Annotated in this window: 14 protein-coding genes; 8 read left to right on the top strand and 6 right to left on the bottom strand. The window is 74.6% G+C overall.

Annotated elements, in window-relative coordinates:
* Positions 1-19 precede the first annotated feature (19 nt).
* Entirely contained in the window at positions 20-2413 is a 2394-nt protein-coding gene (locus ACF08B_RS18960) for a hypothetical protein (protein WP_392318564.1), read from the top strand.
* Here ACF08B_RS18960 and ACF08B_RS18955 read toward each other — a convergent pair.
* From ACF08B_RS18955 to ACF08B_RS18940, 4 genes are all read right to left on the bottom strand, one after another.
* On the bottom strand, positions 2383-4818 hold the full coding sequence (locus tag ACF08B_RS18955; protein WP_392318563.1) for a right-handed parallel beta-helix repeat-containing protein: 2436 nt from the start codon (positions 4816-4818) through the stop codon (positions 2383-2385). The two genes, ACF08B_RS18960 and ACF08B_RS18955, sit on opposite strands and share 31 nt — an antisense overlap.
* Before the next feature lie 226 nt (positions 4819-5044).
* The gene (locus tag ACF08B_RS18950; RefSeq protein ID WP_392318386.1) at positions 5045-5650 is read right to left on the bottom strand and encodes a hypothetical protein; all 606 of its coding nucleotides are present in this window, start codon (positions 5648-5650) and stop codon (positions 5045-5047) included.
* 211 nt (positions 5651-5861) lie between these two features.
* The gene (locus ACF08B_RS18945) at positions 5862-6686 is read right to left on the bottom strand and encodes an MOSC domain-containing protein (protein WP_392318385.1); all 825 of its coding nucleotides are present in this window, start codon (positions 6684-6686) and stop codon (positions 5862-5864) included.
* Between the two features lie 42 nt (positions 6687-6728).
* Entirely contained in the window at positions 6729-7166 is a 438-nt protein-coding gene (locus ACF08B_RS18940) for a DUF6643 family protein (protein ID WP_073894762.1), read from the bottom strand.
* Positions 7167-7463: 297 nt separating this feature from the next.
* On the opposite strand from ACF08B_RS18940, the gene ACF08B_RS18935 reads away from it, so the two are divergent.
* Positions 7464-8750: a TerD family protein gene (locus tag ACF08B_RS18935; protein ID WP_392318384.1), complete on the top strand. Its 1287-nt coding sequence runs from the start codon at positions 7464-7466 to the stop codon at positions 8748-8750.
* 6 nt (positions 8751-8756) lie between these two features.
* Here the strand turns inward: ACF08B_RS18935 and ACF08B_RS18930 are convergent, their stop codons facing one another.
* Complete coding sequence (locus tag ACF08B_RS18930) at positions 8757-9920, bottom strand: glycosyltransferase (RefSeq protein WP_392318562.1); 1164 nt, start codon at positions 9918-9920, stop codon at positions 8757-8759.
* Between the two features lie 69 nt (positions 9921-9989).
* Here ACF08B_RS18930 and ACF08B_RS18925 point away from each other — a divergent pair, with 69 nt between their 5' ends.
* Together ACF08B_RS18925 and ACF08B_RS18920 are read left to right on the top strand one after the other, a co-directional pair.
* On the top strand, positions 9990-10784 hold the full coding sequence (locus ACF08B_RS18925) for a glutamate racemase (protein WP_392318383.1): 795 nt from the start codon (positions 9990-9992) through the stop codon (positions 10782-10784).
* Between the two features lie 129 nt (positions 10785-10913).
* Positions 10914-11459, top strand: coding sequence for a hypothetical protein (locus tag ACF08B_RS18920; protein ID WP_392318382.1), 546 nt, complete (start codon positions 10914-10916; stop codon positions 11457-11459).
* A 40-nt stretch (positions 11460-11499) separates the two neighbouring features.
* Here the strand turns inward: ACF08B_RS18920 and ACF08B_RS18915 are convergent, their stop codons facing one another.
* A complete protein-coding gene (locus ACF08B_RS18915) occupies positions 11500-12471 on the bottom strand; it encodes an O-antigen ligase family protein (RefSeq protein ID WP_392318381.1) in 972 nt (323 codons plus the stop codon).
* 454 nt (positions 12472-12925) lie between these two features.
* Between ACF08B_RS18915 and lnt the strand changes: the two genes are divergently transcribed.
* From lnt to ACF08B_RS18895, 4 genes are all read left to right on the top strand, one after another.
* Entirely contained in the window at positions 12926-14536 is a 1611-nt protein-coding gene (lnt, locus tag ACF08B_RS18910; protein ID WP_392318380.1) for an apolipoprotein N-acyltransferase, read from the top strand.
* 95 nt (positions 14537-14631) lie between these two features.
* The gene (locus ACF08B_RS18905; RefSeq protein ID WP_392318379.1) at positions 14632-15111 is read left to right on the top strand and encodes an NUDIX domain-containing protein; all 480 of its coding nucleotides are present in this window, start codon (positions 14632-14634) and stop codon (positions 15109-15111) included.
* A gap of 54 nt (positions 15112-15165) precedes the next feature.
* Positions 15166-15987, top strand: coding sequence for a 3-hydroxybutyrate dehydrogenase (locus ACF08B_RS18900; RefSeq protein ID WP_392318378.1), 822 nt, complete (start codon positions 15166-15168; stop codon positions 15985-15987).
* A gap of 76 nt (positions 15988-16063) precedes the next feature.
* Entirely contained in the window at positions 16064-17983 is a 1920-nt protein-coding gene (locus ACF08B_RS18895; protein ID WP_392318377.1) for a helix-turn-helix domain-containing protein, read from the top strand.
* Positions 17984-18016: the final 33 nt, after the last annotated feature.

Below are 18016 nucleotides of genomic sequence, written 5' to 3'. Positions count from 1 at the left end.
TGGCACGACCCCCGGGAAGATGCTCGGTGACCCGCGCACGGTCCGGATCACCGGCGACGACACGGCCGCCGTCTTCCGCCGCGCCGAGGACGCCGAGCCCGGGACGCGCCCCCGGCAGGGGCCCGTCCAGGAGGCGTACGTCTGGTGCAACCTCACCTCCGGCGACGGCAGCCGTGCCCTGTGGCTGTTGCTGCTGCCCTTCATGGTGGTGAACCTCGCCCACTGGATGCGTCCCGCCGCACCGGGCCGGCCACGCGTCGTCCGGCTCTACGGCCTCCTCGTGCGCCTGGCCGCCCTCACCCTCACCGTGCTGCTGGTCGCCGCCGCCTGCGAGGTGGCCCTGGACCTGGTGGCCTGGCAGTGCGCCGGTGTCCGGGCCTGCGCCCGCCGCCACTCCTGGCTGGGCTTCCTCGCGCCCGGCCCGGTGAACGCCGCCTGGTGGACCGCCCCCGGCCGCCGGCTCGCCCTCGCCGCCACGATCCCGGCCACGCTCGTCGCCCTGCTCTGGTACCTCTCCCACCGCACCTGGAACGCGTACGAGTCCCACCAGCCGATGCCCCCCGCCCCGCTTCCGGCCGCCGAGGACATCGGCCCCGGCGGCACGGCGCCGTCCCCGCCCGGAGCGGCCCCGGGCGCAGGTCCCGTTCCGGACCCCGACGACGCCCAGGGGGGCGGCGCGAGCGAGGCGATCGACGCCGACCCCGCCGGTGACGGGAGCGCCCTGGCCCGGCCCGGGTTCTGGTACGGCCGGCGGCTGGTGGCACGGCTGCGGGCCGCGCACACCGCCGCCGGGCTGCTCACGGTGGCCTCCGCCGTGGCCACACCCGCCGTCCGCTTCGACCACCGGCCCGGCGGCCCCGCCGTCCCGGCCGTCCTGGGAGGGCTGCTCACCGTCGCGCTGGTGGCCTGGGCGGCGGCCGTGGTGGGCGTGGTCTGCGGACGGGGCCGCAGCGAGAACCGTCTCGACCGGCGCATCGACCGGCACCTCGCACGAGGCCTGCCGCTCGGCGCCCTCGGCCTGCTGCTGCTCACCCTGGTGTACGCCGGCTGGACCCGACCCGGCTGGCAGTCCGCGGGCCGGCTGCCCGGGGACCCGGCCTTCGGCGCCCTGATGTCGGCCCAGGGGCTGCTCGTGGTCGCCCTCGCCGTCGTCGCCGGGTACCTCCACCGGCGCCGTCCCGATCCGCGCGCCGGGATGCGCGGTCTCGGCGGCCCGGCCGTCACGCTGCTCGCCTGCGCACTGGGGGGCGTGATGGCCGGCGGGGTCGCGCAACGGGTCGCCGACTGGCTGGACGGCACCCGCGCCCTGCTGCCCGGGCCGCCCGTCCTGCTCACCTGGCAGGCGTCCACGATCCCCGCCCTGCTCGCCGTCCTGCTGCTCCTGGCCGCCCGGCTCGCCGTGAGCACCGCCCGGCACGCCCGCGCCGAACGCGCCCGGGTCCGCCACGAGCACCCCGGCGAACCCGAGGACCCCGCCCGCACCCGCGCCATCGCCCACGCCCGGGCCATGGCGGCCCTCACCGACCGGGCACCGCTCGTCCTCGCCGTGCTCACCGCCGCCACCCTGCTGCTGGGCGCCTCGGCCCTGGCCGGCGCCCTGCTCACCGGCCGGACGCCCGACGGCGCGGCCCACCGCGCCCACCACGCCGTCCAGGCCGTCGCGCAGACCTCGCAGGCCCTCGGGTCCTGGCTGGTCGGGCTCGGCTTCCTGCTGTTCGTCACCTGGGGCAGACGCGCCTACAAGGACGCCGCCGCCCGGCGCACCATAGGCATCCTCTGGGACGTCGGCACCTTCTGGCCGCGTGCCGCCCACCCCTTCGCACCCCCCTGCTACGCCGAACGCGCGGTGCCTGACCTGACCTGGCGGATGGCGACCTGGACCCGGCGCACGGGAGGACGCCTGGTGCTCTCCGGGCACTCCCAGGGCAGCGTCCTCGCCGCCGCCGCGGCCTGGCAGCTGACCCCGCCGGCACGCGGCCGGGTCGCGCTGCTCACCTACGGCTCCCCGCTGGAGCGCCTGTACGGCCGCTGGTTCCCGGCCCACTTCGGCCCGCCGGCGCTCGCCGCCCTGCACCGCGACGTGGCCTGCTGGCGCAACCTGCACCGACGCACCGATCCCATCGGCGGACCCGTCCGCGTCCCCGACGACAGCACCCCGGAGGTGGACCTCGAACCCCTGGCGGACCCCCTCGCCTACGGCCGGACCCCCGACCACCCGCTGCCGGCCCCGATCCTCGGCCACTCCGACTACCAGGCGGACCCGGTGTTCACCCGGGAACGCGCCCGGCTGCTCGCCCGGCTGCGCCCCGGACTGCCGGGTCAGCGCCCGGAGCCGGCCGCGCCGGACCCGGGCAGCGCGAACACGCCGACGGGCCAGGACGTTCAGGGCAGCTCGGGCAGGTCCTCCGCGTAGAGCAGGGTCAGGTCGTCGGTGGTGGGGTCGGAGACCTGCGCGACACGGCTCGCGTGCCGTTCCACCATCGCCTCGAACGTCTGCCGGGCGGTACGGCCGTTGCCGAACGCCGGGCCCTTGGGAATCGCCGTGAAGTACTTCAGCAACGCCTCGGACGCGGCCGGCGTCAGCCGGTACTCGTGCTCGTCCGCCTGCTGGCCGACGATGCGCAGCAGCTCGTCCGGGCCGTAGTCGCCGAAGGTGATGGTGCGCGAGAAGCGGGAGGCCACGCCCGGGTTGACGGACAGGAAACGGTCCATCTCCGCGGTGTAGCCGGCGACGATCACCACCACGGCGTCCCGTTGGTCCTCCATCAGCTTCACCAGCGTGTCGATGGCCTCCTTGCCGAAGTCCCGGCCGGCGTCCTCCGGTGAGAGCGCGTACGCCTCGTCGATGAACAGCACACCGCCGTGTGCCCGTTCGAACGCCTCCTGCGTGCGGATCGCCGTGGAACCGATGTGCTCGCCGACCAGGTCCACCCGGGAGACCTCGACCAGGTGTCCCTTCTCCAGCACCCCGAGCGAGGCGAGGATCTCCCCGTAGAGCCGGGCGACCGTCGTCTTGCCGGTGCCGGGGGAGCCGGTGAAGACCAGATGCCGTTTGACCGAGGCCGCCTTCAGCCCGGCCTGCCGACGGCGCCGGCCCACCTCGATCATGTCGGTCAGCGCCCGCACCTCGCGCTTGACGCTCTCCAGGCCCACCAGCGCGTCGAGTTCCCCGAGCACGTCCGTGGACGTCCGGACCGGCTCCGCCGGCTCGGCGGTGGCCGCCGGCTCCTGTTCGGTGCTGCGCTGTCCCGGGATCGAGCCGAGCAGGCCGGGGGACTCCGTCACCGTCTGCACGGCCGTCTCGCGGGCCGCCGGCGGCCGCAGGCTGCCGCTCTCGTCGCTGGTGCAGTCCTCCACGACCGGACCCGTACCGCTCCCGCCGTCGGAGCCTCCGTCGGCGAACTCGTAACCACCGCGCGCACACCGCTCCGTACGGCACTTGCGCAGCGTCGTACGGCAACCGTCGATCACGTGGAAGCCGTAGCCCCCGCTGCCGCTGACCCGGCAGTTCAGGAAACTGCCACGGCCGCCCGCCGACACGTAGAAGCCCGCCTCGGAGGGCGAGTCGACCGTGCAGCGCTCGATGGTCGGGTCCGCGCCCTTGGTCACGATCACACCGGTCTGCGTGCCGTCCACGGCGCAGTTGTTGAGCGTGCCGCCGCTGCCGTGGTCGCGGAACCACGCGCCGGTGGCGGCCTCCCTGATCCGGCAGTCGTCGAGCTGCGCGGTCGCTCCGTCGCTGACCGACACCGCCGTGTTGCGCACCTGGGACAGATCGCTGTCCACGACGTCCGCGCGGGACCCCCGGTCCAGCACGAACAGCGCGTCGGGGACGTCGTGGACCCGGCAGGAGTCGAGCACGACCGTGGCGCCGTCGCTCACCCACACCGCCGGGTAGTCGCCGGTGCTGTCGAAGATCTCGCACTGGTTGGCGTCCACACGGGTGCCCGGGTCCCACACCGACAGGCCGTTGCGCCCGAACTGACGGACCGTCGTCCGCGTCAGGGTGAGCACCGAACGGGAACGCAGGTCGACCGCGTTCTCCGGGATGTCGTGGATGCGGCAGTCCGCGAGCGTGAGCACCGCGTCCGTGTCCAGCGTGACACCGTCGGCGGTGGTGCGGTGCACATCGCAGTCGGTCAGATGCGCGGTGGCCCGCTGGGTGACCTGCACCCCCGAGCCGCGGACCTCGTAGATCTCGCAGCCGACGGCCTCCAGGGCGGAGTTCTCACCGGTCGCGGTCAGCCCGGTGCCCGAGGCGTGGTGCACCCGGCAGCGCTCCAGGCGCGGGTGGGCGCCGCCGCGGACCGCCACGCCCGCCTGGCCGGCGGCGACGACCTCGCACTCCTCGAACACCCCGCCCCCGCCGTCGAGTACGGCGATGCCGATGCCGGCCGGGTTGTCGACGGTGCAGCGCCGCACGGTCGGACGGGCACCGCCGCGCACCTCGATGCCCGCGGCGGAACGCGTGACGATCCGCACGTCCATCAGCTCGGGCGTGCCCTCCTCGACCAGCAGCGCGGGCGCGGCCGAGTCCTGGCCCTCCACGTGCAGGTCCTGCACCACCGCCGAAGCCCGCACGGTCAGCGGCACCCCGTCGGCGGGCGCGATCCGCACGGAGCCCGGGGACCCCTCGGGGCCACGGAGCGTCACCGCCCGCTGGACGACGAGGTTCTCCCGGTAGGTGCCGGGGGCGATGGTGAGGACGTCACCGTCGGCGGCGGCCTCCAGGGCGGCGGCGAGCGATGCGTACTCACCCGTGCGGCGCCGCCACCGCGAAGTACCGGTGTGCGTCACCTGGACCGTGCCCTGTGCCATGGCGTTGCCGTGCCCCCACTTGTCGTACTGATGGCTCGCTCCCGGCGGGGCGTCGCCGCCGGTGCCGGGACCGCGGGCGTGCCCGGCCCTCGGCCCGAACGCGTCCGTGCTCCCGCATACCTGCACGCCCCAGGGTTCGCTCACCCGCGGGTCCTCGCCGAATGCGCTTCGGCCGGTCCACCGTAGCGTGTGCGTGCACGGTGGGTTGACCAGAGCCGGAAGGCCGTCAACTGCCGGTGCCCGCCTTGCCCCAGTCCGGACCCGCGCGGTCCCAGGCCTGGTCCCAGTGTGTGTACCGGCGGCGGACCAAGCGCCAGACGGCCATGCGCCGGCCGCATTCGACCAGGGCCGCGGTCGCCAGGGCGGCGCCTATTCCGGCGAGCACCGCATGCGTCGTCGCCGTCGGGGAGTCCATCGGGCGGGTCGTCATCCGGCCGTGCGGGTCCGTCCAGAGCCGGAAGTGCTCCCCGGCGTGCGGGGACTTGAGGTCCACCAGGACCGGGCCGTGTCTTCGGGTGCCGTCCGGCGCGGTCCAGCCGGCGACGACGCGGCTGCGCGCCTCGTGGGCCGGTGTGGTGTCGGGGTCGGTGTCCAGCGGGGCCTCGCCCAGGTCCCGTATGACGGTGGCCGTGACGAGATGGCGGTCGTGCCGCTGCTCGCGCACGGACCGCTGCAAGGAGTCCTGGGCGGCGACGCCGACCAGACAGCCGAGCACGGGCGCGGCCACGGCGATCAGCACCAGTGCCACGAGGGCCACCCATGCCTCGGCCAGATCGGTCGCACGGCGCAGCGGATTGTGCCGCCAGCGCCACAGCCCCCTCAGTGCACGCATCTCCCCAACCCCCCTTTTCACGCCGTCAGGACACCCGGCGCAGGCGGTCGCCCCCGGTCCGGGCCGGGGGGTGAGCGGTCGATCCCGGCCGGGACCCGCGACGAACGCGGTCTCTCAAGAATCTCTCATGACCTCCCAACGACCGGGGGCCGTTCCCGGGTTCCCGGTCGCGGGACCGATCGGCGGGCGGCCGGGGAGGCGCGGCCGTCCGTCACCCCAGGACCCTGACCGGGTCCCCGATCCTGATCGTGCCGGTGGAGAGGGGAACGAGGTTCTGGCCGAAGATCAGCCTGCCGTCGATCCTGCGGTGACGTGCGAGGGTGCGCAGCGGTTCCCGGCCGCGGACGCCGGTGTCCTGGTCGGTGGTGGTCACCACGCAGCGCGCGCTGGTCTTGGCGGCCCGCAGGACCACCTCGCCGATGGAGACCCGCGACCAGTGGTCCTCGGCCCAGGGCTCGGTGCCGGCCACGACGACGTTGGGCCGGAAACGGTTCATGGGCAGGGGCCCCTCGTGGGCGTGGTCGCCCCCGGCCACCAGGGAGTTCAGGGCGTCGAGGGAGGCCGTCGTGGTGACCAGCAGGGGGTAGCCGTCGGCGAAGCTCACCGTCTCGCCGGGCAGGGCGAATCCGGGGTCGACCGGGCGGCGGGTGGCCGGATCGTCCATGTGGACGAGGCGGACCTCCGCCTCCAGATAGGCGCTGCACCAGGCGTGCGCGGCCGCCGCCGCGGGGACCGCCTCGACCTTCGTGCCGAAGATGTTCACCGGCACGGTCGCCACCGGTTCCGGGACCATGACGGTCAGCGGGGCGTGGCCGGGCGCGGACAGACGAACGCCGCCGCCGGCCAGAGGCTCGGCGGCGGCAAGCGCCAGACGCGGCTGCTCGCGCTGCGTGACGACCTTTCCCCCGTCGTCGATCAGTGTCCAGCGCCGGTCGCCGGCCAACCCCCAGGGCTCCACCACGGCCTCGTGGGGCGACAGGCCCCGCATCGCCTTGACCGGGTGGACGTGGATCGACTGCACTTCGGCGTTTCCCATGCCGTCATCGTGCCAGGCGGCACCGACGGCACGGGGCGCCGGTCAGTAGCCGCGGTACTGCTGGTTGTTGTACGGGTCCTGGTAGGGAGCCGGCGCGGGCCGCGGCGCTGCCGGGCGCATCGCCTCGTACCCCGTGCCGGCCGCCATCGGGCGCTGCTGCTGCGGGGCCTGCGGACCGGGGTAGCCCCGCGGCGCGCTCGCCTGCTGCGGGATGTACGCCGTGGGCGCCTGCTGGAAGGGAGCGGGCTGCTGCATGTGCGGGTAGCCGTAGGCCTGGGGCTGCGGGGAGGGGGCAGCCGGCAGGGCGGGCAGGGCCGACGGCAGGGCCGGAAGGTTGCTGCCCGTGTCGTAGGCGGCGGGGACCCGGATCGGGGCGATCTGCGGGGTGCCCCGCTCGGCCACGAGGGAGTCGTAGATCGGGGTGTCCGGGAAGGAGGCGGAGTAGTAGCCGCCACCATAAGTGGAGCGGGGGGAGGTCATGGCACATAAGTTAAGCCCACGATGTGCTGGTTGGGGAGACCGATAAGAGGGTTGTTTTCCGTGTCGGCAGTGACCCGGGATCCCCAATCCGAGCGAACTTGGCAAAAAGGGACGGCGACCGGCCTTCAGATCGTATAAAAGGCCAAGTCTCGGCCGGGTTACCGGCGGTTGACCGGCGATCTTTCCTGTGCGGGCCGTGGGAGTTCCGGGTGCCGAGGAATACGTTGTGCGGGGTAGGGATGCCCCGGACCGCCGGGGTGGCCCGGAAGCCGATCTGTGATGGGGGCGGACATGATCATGTCGAAGGGATCGAACGTGCCGGTGCCGACCACGGCCCTGCGCGTGGAGCTGGGCTGGCGCCCCGGACCCGGCGTGCCCGACGCCGACGCGTCGGCGCTCCTGCTCGCCGGGGGAAAGGTCCGCTCCGACGGGGACTTCGTCTTCTACAACCAGCCCGCCCACTCCTCCGGCGCGGTCCGCCACGAGGGCAAGCGCACGGCCGGAGGGCAGGTCACCGACACGCTCACGGCCGACCTCGCGCGCGTGGAGGGCACCGTCGAGCGGATCGTCCTCGCCGCCTCCGCGGACGGCGGCTCGTTCGGGCAGGTGCCGGGCCTCTACATCGAGGTCGCCGAGGCCGCGACCGGCCAGGTGGTCGCCCGCTTCGACAACCCCGGCGCGACCGTGGAGACGGCCTTCGTGCTCGGCGAGTTCTACCGCCGCCAGGGCAGCTGGAAGTTCCGGGCCGTCGGACAGGGCTACAGCAGCGGACTCGAAGGCCTCGCAACGGACTTCGGCATCACCGTGGACGAACCCCAGCACACCGCGCCGCCCACGGCGACCGCCCCGCCGGTCGCGCCGCCCCCGCCGGCCGGCCCGCCGGTCGCGCTCCCCAGGACCGTCCCGCCACCGCCACCGCCCGCCGCCCCGCCGGCCGCTCCACCGTCGCCGCCGGTCCGCCTCTCCAAGGTCACCCTCACCAAGGCGGCCCCCTCCGTCTCGCTGGCCAAGCAGGGCGGTACGTCCGGAAACATGCGGGTGAACCTCAACTGGCAGACGCGCAAACAGACTCAGAGCTGGGGCGGCCGGTGGGGCGCCCGACAGAGCGACATCGACCTCGACCTGTGCGCTCTCTACGAACTCACCGACGGCCGCAAGGGGGTCGTACAGGCCCTCGGCAACGCCTTCGGCTCGCTGCACCAGCCGCCGTACATCCACCTCGACGGCGACGACCGCACCGGCGCCGTGTCGAGCGGCGAGAACCTCACCGTCAACCTCGACCGCACCCGCGACTTCCGGCGCATCCTCGTCTTCGTCACCATCTACGAGGGCGCCAGCTCCTTCGCCGACCTGCACGCCACCGTCACCCTCCAGCCGCAGCACGGCGCGCCCATCGACTTCTCGCTCGACGAGTGCACCGTCCCCTCCACGGTGTGCGCGCTCGCCCTGATCACGAACACCGGCGGCGATCTCGTCGTCCAGCGGGAGGCGCGGTACCTGGTGCCGGACCGCGGCGTGAGCCCGCAGCGGACCGTGGACCGCGCCTACGGCTGGGGCATGAACTGGACGCCCGGCCGCAAGTAGCCGGGCTCAGCCCTCGTCGGGCACGGCGCCCGGGCGGGCGTAGGTGCGGCCCTTCCAGGCGGCGCCGCGCCCGCGGTAGTGCTGCACGGCGGAGTCGACCGTCATCAGCAGATACAGGAACGCGGTGAACGGCAGCAGCGGGGCGAGCCACGGCGGCTGCCGGTAGTAGCGCAGCATCGGCAGGTAGGTGCCCGCCATCACCGCCCACGCCGACGCACCCAGCACCGCCGTCGCCATGTCCCCGCCGGCCGCGCCCACCACCACGGCGGCCGGCGGCACCAGGTAGACCAGCGCCAGCCCGGCGACCGTGCCGAGGAGCAGCAGCGGGTGGTGCCGCAGCTGCGCGTAGGCGCTGCGCGAGACCATCCGCCACAGGTCGCCCAGCCGCGGGTACGGCCGCACGCTGTCCACCCCGTCGGCGAGGCCCAGCCACACGCGGCCGCCGGCGCCCTTGACCGCGCGCGCGAGCGCCACGTCGTCGATGACGGCGTGCCGGATCGAGTCGGGGATGCGCGCCGCCTTCGCCATGCCGGCGCGCAGCAGGACGCAGCCGCCCGCCGCCGCGGCCGTACGCGACCCCTTACGGCCGATCCGGCGGAAGGGGTAGAGCTGCGCGAAGAAGTAGACGAACGCGGGGACCACGAGCCGTTCCCACGGACTCTCCACCCGCAGCCGTGCCATCTGGGACACCACGTCGTAGTCCCCGGGGCCGGCCGCCGCGACCATGGCGCGCAGACTGTCCGGCGCGTGCGCGATGTCGGCGTCCGTCAGCAGCAGGAACTCGGGATCACGCGCGCGTGCCAGCCCGATGCCGTACCGCACCGCCCACAGCTTGCCCGTCCAGCCCGCCGGCGGCTCACCGGGCGTGCCCACGGTCAGCGGCAGTCCGCCGGACCGCCGGGACAGCTCACGGGCCAGCTCCCCGGTGCCGTCCGTGCTCCCGTCGTCCACCAGGAAGACCTCCGCCCGCCCCGGATAGTCCTGCGCCAGCAGCGACGGCAGGCTCGCGGGCAGCACGGCGGCCTCGTCCCGGGCCGGTACGACCACGCACACGGACGGCCACTCCCGTGGTTCCCGGCGCGGAGGCAGCCGGACGTCGGTGCGCCAGAAGAAGCCCTGGCACAGCAGCAGCCAGCACCAGGCGGCAAGCGAGACAGCGGTGATCCACATCAGGGCGCTCACGGCCGCAGTCTGCCCCACCGGACCGGCCCGCGGCGGCGCATCGTCTATCGTGACCGGGTGAAGATCGCGCTCATGGACTCCGGAATCGGCCTGCTGGCGGCCACCGCCGCGGTACGGCGACTGCGGCCCGACGCCGATCTCGTGCTCTCCCTCGACCCCGAGGGCATGCCCTGGGGACCGCGTACCCCCGAGGACCTCACCCGGCGCGCCCTGGCCGTCGCCGAGGCCGCCGCGGCCCGCCGGCCGGAGGCCCTGATCGTCGGCTGCAACACGGCCACCGTGCACGCCCTGCCCGCGCTGCGTGCCCGGCTGGAGCCCGGTATCCCGGTCATCGGCACCGTCCCCGCGATCAAGCCGGCCGCGGCCGGCGGCGGCCCCTTCGCCATCTGGGCGACCCCGGCCACCACCGGCAGCGCCTACCAGCGCAATCTCATCGAGAACTTCGCCGACGGGGTGCGGGTGACCGAGGTGCCCTGCTGGGGGCTCGCCGAAGCCGTCGAGCACGCGGACGAGGCGGCCATCGACGCGGCCGTCGCCGCGGCGGCGGAACTGACCCCGGACGACGTGACGACCGTCGTCCTCGGCTGCACCCACTACGAACTGGTGGCGGAACGTATCCGCACCGCCGTGCAGCGCCCCGGCGCCGCCCCGCTCGTCCTGCACGGCTCGGCGGGAGCGGTCGCCGCCCAGGCCCTGCGCCGCCTGGGTGAGCAGCCGGCCCCGGACGCCTCCGCGGACGGCACGCTGACCGTGCTGCTGAGCGGCCGCGAGGGCGTGCTCCCCGGGCCCGCGCTGCACTACGCCGAGGGCCGGCTGCTGCCCTCCGCGGTCCGGGTCGCCGACCGCGGCTGACAGCTCCGCCGTCCTTGTCCACCGGCCCGCCCCGGGTGGTCCGGCGGAGCGCTTCCGGCTGGGCCGCACGGAGCAGTCACCCTCCGCGAGCGGCTACCGGCGCAGCGAAACCTGAGTAACCTCATAAACATGAGGGAGCACCCCCCCGCCGGCGACACCCCGCATCCGGACGTCTGGACCGGTCGTGCGACCAACCGGGTCCAGTGGCTGCTCGCGCTGGTCGGCGCGGCCTGCATGGCGCTCGGCATCGAGCTGGCCGTCGAGTCGGCCTGGACCTCGGGCATCGCGCCCCTGGTGATGTCCGTCGTGGGCTGCATCGCGGCCGGCCTGCTGGTCCTGTTCGGCACGCTCGCCTTCGTGCACGTGGATCTCAGACTCGACAAGGAGTCCCTCGAAGTGCGCTGCGGCCACATCGGCGTGCCGCGGCGCCGCATCCCGCTGTCGCAGGTGGCGGGAGCCGAGTTCGCCGCCTACGTCACCCCCCGGCAGTGGGGCGGGTGGGGTTACCGCTGGCGTCCCGAGAAGGGCACCGCCGTCGTCGTACGCTGCGGCGAGGGGATCGTGCTGAGCCTGTGGGACGGCCACACCTTCACGATCACCGTGGACAACGCGGAATCGGCGGTCCGGGTCATCAGGGAACGGCTGCGGACCATCACACCCGGCTCGGCCCGCTGAGGTCACCTCCGCGGTGACGGCAACGGCACCGCCCGCACCGTCAGAGCGGCGGCTCCACGCTCTCACCGGTCCACGGCCGGGCCGTCGCCCACCCGGCGAGCAGCCCCGCGCCCACGGTCACCGTGGTGAAACTCAGTGCGTTGCCCGCCGAGGCCAGCCCGGCCAGAGCCGCCAGGGCCGCGCCGGCGGTGAGCGCGACCGGGGTGGAGCGCGGGCTGCGCCACAGCGCGTGGAGCGCCCAGAAGAACGGGGCCACCAGCAGCAGGACCCCGATGAAGCCCTGCTCAGCCGCCTGCTGCAACAGGGCCGAGTGCGGCTTCCCGTCGGACAGCGGAGTGTGCGCGGCCGTGTCGCTCACCTCGCCGAACCGGCCCGGGCCCACCCCCAGGCCGTCGTCGCGCCCGGCCAGCCGCACGGCGTCCCGCCACAACAGGCTCCGGTGCGGGGCGAGACGGTCCGTGACCAGCGCGGAGACGCCGCCGGGCAGCCAGCCGGCGGCGACCGCCCAGACGGTGCCCGCCGCAAGGGCGGCCGCCACGGCCAGCGCCACCAGACAAGGGCCCCGGCCGCGCACCCGGCCCGCGGCGAGCGAGCAGAGCAGGACGGCCGCGCCGGCGCCGCACCCCGCCATCGATCCCAGGGCCGCGCCGGTCAGCACGATCACGACGGCCAGCACCCGCAGCACCAGACGCAGCGCCGGTACGGACGTCGCCCAGGCGGCACCGCACGCGGCGCCGGTGGCCAGCACCAGCAGGGCGGCAGTGGCCCCGGCCTGGCCGAGCGGCGCGGCGTACCGGGGGCCCGGGGAGAGAGCGGGGAGGGCGACGGCGAGCGCGAGTCCGGCCGCCGCGCCGGCGCCCGGCGCGGCCACGGGCAGCAGCGCTCCCGAGACACGGCCCGCCGCGTAGCCGGCGGCCACGGCGAGTACGGCGAGGAGCACACCCTCGGGCCGGCCGCCCCGCGCGGCAGCCATGATCAGCGACCAGCCGGCGCAGGCCCCGAGCAGGATCATGCCCACACCGTCAGAAACGTTTCGTCTCGCGTTCGCCGCGTCCGTACCGGCCGCGGACCTCATCTCCGTCGCCCCCACCGTCGCCCCTCGTACACACGGTCCCCCGACCTGTGGCAGGCCAAGGCCGCGCGCCGGGTCCGGCCGCACCGCCGAGGCTGGGCACACCGTAACGGCTGTTGACCCGTTTGTGGACGAGGTGCGGAGGATCGTCGTGGTTTCCCCCGGGTCCGAGGGAGGCGGGTGGCCACCGGTGGTCCCGGCCGGCGGCCGGGACGAGCGCCTACGTCCGGGGACGGCCGCGAGCGCGGTGCCGACCGGGGCCGCGCCGTGCGCCCGGGGTGCGTCCCCGGGTCCGGAACGGGCGTCCACCAGCGGGAATCCCGGCCGCTCGGGGCCGGCTCCGGAGCCCGGCCGCGCTGTCGGCGGCCCGGCCGGCCGCCGTACACTCACCCGGGTGACCGTCACCGCAACTTCCGTCGACCAGCCGGAACAGCTCCAGCCGTCCCACGCGCCCGCCGCGCTCCGCGGCCGGCTCATGCGCCTGGTTCCGGCCGTCGTCTCCGCGCTCTGCGGGGTGCTGCTCTACGTCAGCTTCCCGCCGCGCGTCCTCTGGTGGCTGGCCCTGCCCGCCTTCGCCGGCTTCGGCTGGGTGCTGCGCGGCCGCAGCTGGAAGGCGGCCCTGGGGCTCGGCTACCTCTTCGGGCTCGGCTTCCTGCTGCCGCTGCTGGTGTGGACCGGCGTGGAGGTCGGTCCGGGCCCCTGGATCGCGCTGGTCGCCATCGAGGCGGTGTTCGTCGCGCTGGTCGGCGTGGGCGTCGCCGCCGTCTCACGGCTGCCGGCCTGGCCGGTGTGGGCCGCCGCCCTCTGGATCGCGGGCGAGGCGGTACGCGCGCGTGTGCCCTTCCGGGGCTTCCCCTGGGGCAAGATCGCGTTCGGTCAGGCGGACGGCGTCTTCCTGCCGCTCGCCGCGCTGGGTGGCACCCCGGTGCTCGGCTTCGCGGTGGTCCTGTGCGGATTCGGCCTCTACGAGGCGGGGCGGCTGATCGTCGAGGGACGCCGCACCCGGGCCGTGCGGCGCGGTGCGGCGGCCGCCGCGCTGCTGAGCGTGGCCGTGCCGGTGGTGGGCGCGGTCGCGGCCCGCGCGCTGGTCAGCGACAAGGCCGAGGACGGTACGGCGACCGTGGCGGTCATCCAGGGCAACGTGCCGCGTGCGGGCCTGGAGTTCAGCGCGCAGCGCCGGGCCGTTCTCGACCACCACGTGCGCGAGACCCTGAAGCTCGCGGCCGACATCAAGGCGGGCAAGGTCAAGAAGCCGGACTACGTGCTGTGGCCGGAGAACTCCTCCGACATCGACCCCTTCACCAACCCCGATGCGGCCGACGTCATCGACGAGGCCGCCAAGGCGGTCGGCGTGCCCGTATCGGTCGGCGCGGTCGTCGAGCGGGACGGCAGGCTGCTCAACGAGCAGGTGCTGTGGGACCCGGTCAAGGGCCCGACGCAGACCTACGACAAGCGGCAGATCCAGCCCTTCGGCGAGTACCTTCCGCTGCGCGGGCTCGTCGGCGCGATCAACGAGGACTGGACCGGCATGGTCCGTCAGGACTTCAGCCGGGGCGCCACGCCGGGCGTGTTCGACTTCGACGGCGTCAAGGTCGGACTCGCCACCTGCTACGAGGCCGCCTTCGACTGGGCGGTGCGCGACACGGTCACGCACGGCGCGGAGATGATCTCCGTGCCCAGCAACAACGCGACCTTCGACCGCAGCGAGATGACCTACCAGCAGCTCGCCATGTCCCGGATCCGCGCCGTCGAGCACAGCCGCACCGTCACCGTGCCGGTGACCAGCGGGGTCAGCGCGTTCATCATGCCGGACGGGCGGATCACCCAGCAGACCGGCATGTTCGTACCCGCCTACCTCGTCCAGCAGGTGCCGCTGCGCACCTCCGAGACGCCGGCGACGAAGCTGGGCATCTGGCCGGAGATCGCCCTGGTGCTGGTCGCGGCGGGCGGCATCGGCTGGGCCGTCGGCTCGGGCCTGCGCGCCCGGCGCACCGGTGGCGCGTAGCCGTACGAACGCCGTACAACCACGGCACCCGTACGGCCGCCGTACGCCGACCGAACCTGCGGGGGAGCCGTGGACCGGCCCGTTAGGGTCGGGACATGGCTACTCCCGACTTCATCCGCACCCTGCGGGCCTCCATCGCCCACCAGCCGCTCTGGCTGCCCGGGATCACCGCGATCGTCTTCGACGACGAGGGCAGAGTGCTCCTCGGCCGGCGGTCCGACACCCGCAAGTGGGCGGTCGTCGGAGGCATTCCGGAGCCGGGGGAGCAGCCGGCCGCCTGCGCCGTGCGTGAGGTCTACGAGGAGACCGCGGTGCGCTGCGTCGCCGAGCGGGTCGTCCTCGTCCAGGCGCTGGAGCCGGTGACCTACCCCAACGGCGACGTCTGCCAGTACATGGACATCACCATCCGCTGCCGCGCGGTGGGCGGCGAGGCCCGGGTCAACGACGACGAATCGCTCGAGGTGGGCTGGTTCACCGTGGACGCGCTGCCGGATCTGAACGAGTTCGGTCTCTTCCGGATCAAGCAGGCCATGTCCGAGGCACCCACATGGTTCGACCCTATGACTGGCGGCTGAAGTATGGGTGGTCACCACATGTGGGGAGCAGTGGGCTCCGCCTAGGGTCGCCCCATGACCTCGCCCACCCCCCTGCCCGGCCCGGGCCCCCACGTACAGCCCCTCGGTCTCGACCTCGGTGGCCGCACCGCGCTCGTCACGGGTGCCGCCGGCGGGATCGGCCGCGCCTGCGCGCTGCGTCTCGCCGCCGCGGGGGCCGAGGTGCGGGCCGTGGACCGGGACGAGGCGGGCCTCGCCGAACTCGCGCGGCAGGCGGAGAAGGCCGGAGAGCTCGCGGGCACCGTCCTCCCGCACGCCATGGACCTCACCGACCTCGACGCCGCCGAGCGGGCCGCCGCCGGTGCCGACGTGCTGGTCAACAACGCGGGTCTGCAACTCGTCCGGCCACTGGAGGAGTTCCCGCCGGAGGTCTTCCACACCGTGCTGACCGTGATGCTGGAGGCACCGTTCCGGCTGATCCGCGGCGCCCTCCCGCACATGTACGCACAGGGGTGGGGCCGGATCGTCAACGTGTCCTCCGTCCACGGTCTGCGGGCCTCCGCCTTCAAGTCCGCCTATGTGGCCGCCAAACACGGCCTGGAGGGCCTGTCCAAGACCGCGGCCCTCGAAGGCGCCCCCCACGGGGTGACCTCGAACTGTGTGAACCCCGCCTATGTGCGCACCCCCCTGGTCGAGAAGCAGATCGCCGACCAGGCGCAGGCGCACGGCATCCCCGAGGAGCGGGTGCTGTCCGAGGTCCTGCTGAAGGACAGCGCGGTGCGGCGGCTCATCGAACCCGAGGAGGTCGCGGAGGCCGTGGCCTACCTGTGCAGCCCGCAGGCGTCCTTCGTCACCGGCACCTCCCTGGTGCTCGACGGCGGATGGACGGCCCACTGACCGGTACGTCCGCGCCGGGACCGGGAGTTTTCCACAGGCCCGGCCGGCCGGGCGGCCGATGCGTAATCCTTTGACCATGTCCCGCGATCACGTTCAGCCGGCACCGAACGGCAGCGCCGAGGCCGAGTACCTCGAGCTGCTGACCCGCGACGCCTCCGTGGAGGCCTACGAGCGGCCGGTGCTGGTGGCCCGGGCCGAGGGCCGGTCCGCCGATCGCATCGCCGCGCTGGAGCAGGCGAAGCGGCTCGCCCTGCGCGTCCGGGCGGAGCTGGAAGGCCGCCGGCGCCGTGAGGCGGAACTGTCCGCGCTCTTCGAGACCGCCCACGACCTCGCCGGCCTGCGGGACCTGGACGCGGTGCTGCAGGCGATCGTGCAGCGCGCCCGTTCCCTGCTCGGCACGGACGTCGCCTACCTCACGCTGCACGACCCGGCGCGCGGCGACACCTACATGCGGGTGACGGAAGGGTCCGTCTCCGCCCGCTTCCAGCAACTGCGCCTCGGCATGGGCGAGGGGCTCGGCGGGCTGGTGGCGCAGACCACCCGGCCCTACGTCACCGACGACTACTTCGAGGACGCCCGTTTCCAGCACACCCGCACCATCGACTCGGGCGTCAGCGACGAGGGCCTGGTCGCCATCCTCGGGGTCCCCCTGATGCTCGGCCCGCACGTGATCGGCGTCCTCTTCGCCGCCGACCGCAGGGCCCGCGTCTTCGAGCGTGAGCAGATCGCGGTGCTCGGGTCCTTCGCCGCGCTCGCCGCGGCCGCCATCGACACCGCCAACCTGCTCACCGAGACCCGGGCGGCGCTCGCCGAGCTGGAGCGGGCCAACCAGATCATCCGGGACGGCAGCGCGGTCATCGAGCGGGCCTCCGACGTCCACGACCGGCTCGCCGAACTCGTCCTGCGCGGCGGCGGGGTGCACGACGTGGCGGCCGCCGTCTCCGAAGTCCTCGACGGCACGGTGTGGTTCACCGAGGCCGGCGCGGCACCGGCCGAAGCCCTGGAGGCGTCCCGCGCCGAGGGCCATGCGGTACGGCACGGCGGCGAGTGGATCGCGGCGGTGGCCGCCGGCGGTGAACTGCTCGGCGCGCTCGTGCTGCGCGGGCAGCGGGCGCTGGACCCGGTCGACCAGCGCACGCTGGAGCGGGCGGCCATGGTCACCTCGCTGCTCCTGCTGGCCCGCCGTTCCGCCGCCGAGGCCGAGCACCGGGTGCGGGGCGAGCTGCTGGACGACCTCCTGGACGCCCGCGACCGGGACCCCCGGCTGCTGCGGGAGCGCGCCGCCCGGCTCCACGCCGACCTGGACGCCACCCATGTCGTGCTCGCCGCCCGCCTCGACGGCCCCGCGGCCGACGCCGACGAGGAGGCCGCGGCCCGCCGACGGCTGTGGTCCGCCGCGTCCCACCTCGCCGCCACCCGGCACGGCCTGGCCGCCGCACGCGACGGCGGCACCGTCCTGCTGCTGCCCCTCGGCGCCGGCGACACCGCCACGGAGCTGGCCCACCGCACCGCCCGCCACCTGGGCACGGCCGTGCACCAGCCGGTCACGGTCGGCGCCTCCGCCCCCGTCACCGGCCTCGCCGCGCACCCGGAGACGGTGGCCGCGGCCTATGCCGAGGGCCGCCGCTGCCTCGACGCGCTGCACCTGCTGGGCCGGGCCGGGGACGGAGCCGCGGCGGAGGACTTCGGTTTCCTCGGCCTGCTCCTCGCGGGCGAACGGGACGTGGCCGGTTTCGTCGGCCGCACCATCGGCCCGGTCGCGTCGTACGACGAGCGGCGGGGCACCGATCTGCTGCGCACCATGGACGCGTACTTCGCCTGCGGGATGAGTCCGGCCCGTACCAAGGACGCGCTGCACGTCCATGTGAACACGGTCGCGCAGCGGCTGGAGCGGGTGGGCCGGCTGCTCGGCGAGGACTGGCAGACCCCGGCCCGCGCCCTGGAGATCCAACTCGCGCTGCGGCTGCACCGGCTGGCGGTCCCGGACAGACGGTGACCCCCGTACGGGCGTGCCGTACGGGGGCCGGGT

It is taken from the genome of Streptomyces sp. NPDC015139 (assembly GCF_043079785.1).
Classification (GTDB): domain Bacteria; phylum Actinomycetota; class Actinomycetes; order Streptomycetales; family Streptomycetaceae; genus Streptomyces; species Streptomyces albidocamelliae.
This window is presented reverse-complemented; position numbering and strand designations above follow the sequence as displayed.

Excerpts from the sequence above, each read along its gene's own strand:
- ACF08B_RS18935 (WP_392318384.1), top strand. The coding sequence starts at position 7,464 with ATGTCGAAGGGATCGAACGTGCCGGTGCCGACCACGGCCCTGCGCGTG.
- ACF08B_RS18955 (WP_392318563.1), bottom strand. The coding sequence starts at position 4,818 with ATGGCACAGGGCACGGTCCAGGTGACGCACACCGGTACTTCGCGGTGG.
- ACF08B_RS18920 (WP_392318382.1), top strand. The coding sequence starts at position 10,914 with ATGAGGGAGCACCCCCCCGCCGGCGACACCCCGCATCCGGACGTCTGG.
- ACF08B_RS18905 (WP_392318379.1), top strand. The coding sequence starts at position 14,632 with ATGGCTACTCCCGACTTCATCCGCACCCTGCGGGCCTCCATCGCCCAC.
- ACF08B_RS18960 (WP_392318564.1), top strand. The coding sequence starts at position 20 with ATGCTCGGTGACCCGCGCACGGTCCGGATCACCGGCGACGACACGGCC.
- ACF08B_RS18940 (WP_073894762.1), bottom strand. The coding sequence starts at position 7,166 with ATGACCTCCCCCCGCTCCACTTATGGTGGCGGCTACTACTCCGCCTCC.
- ACF08B_RS18915 (WP_392318381.1), bottom strand. The coding sequence starts at position 12,471 with ATGATCCTGCTCGGGGCCTGCGCCGGCTGGTCGCTGATCATGGCTGCC.
- ACF08B_RS18900 (WP_392318378.1), top strand. The coding sequence starts at position 15,166 with ATGACCTCGCCCACCCCCCTGCCCGGCCCGGGCCCCCACGTACAGCCC.
- ACF08B_RS18930 (WP_392318562.1), bottom strand. The coding sequence starts at position 9,920 with ATGTGGATCACCGCTGTCTCGCTTGCCGCCTGGTGCTGGCTGCTGCTG.
- ACF08B_RS18895 (WP_392318377.1), top strand. The coding sequence starts at position 16,064 with ATGTCCCGCGATCACGTTCAGCCGGCACCGAACGGCAGCGCCGAGGCC.
- ACF08B_RS18945 (WP_392318385.1), bottom strand. The coding sequence starts at position 6,686 with ATGGGAAACGCCGAAGTGCAGTCGATCCACGTCCACCCGGTCAAGGCG.
- ACF08B_RS18950 (WP_392318386.1), bottom strand. The coding sequence starts at position 5,650 with ATGCGTGCACTGAGGGGGCTGTGGCGCTGGCGGCACAATCCGCTGCGC.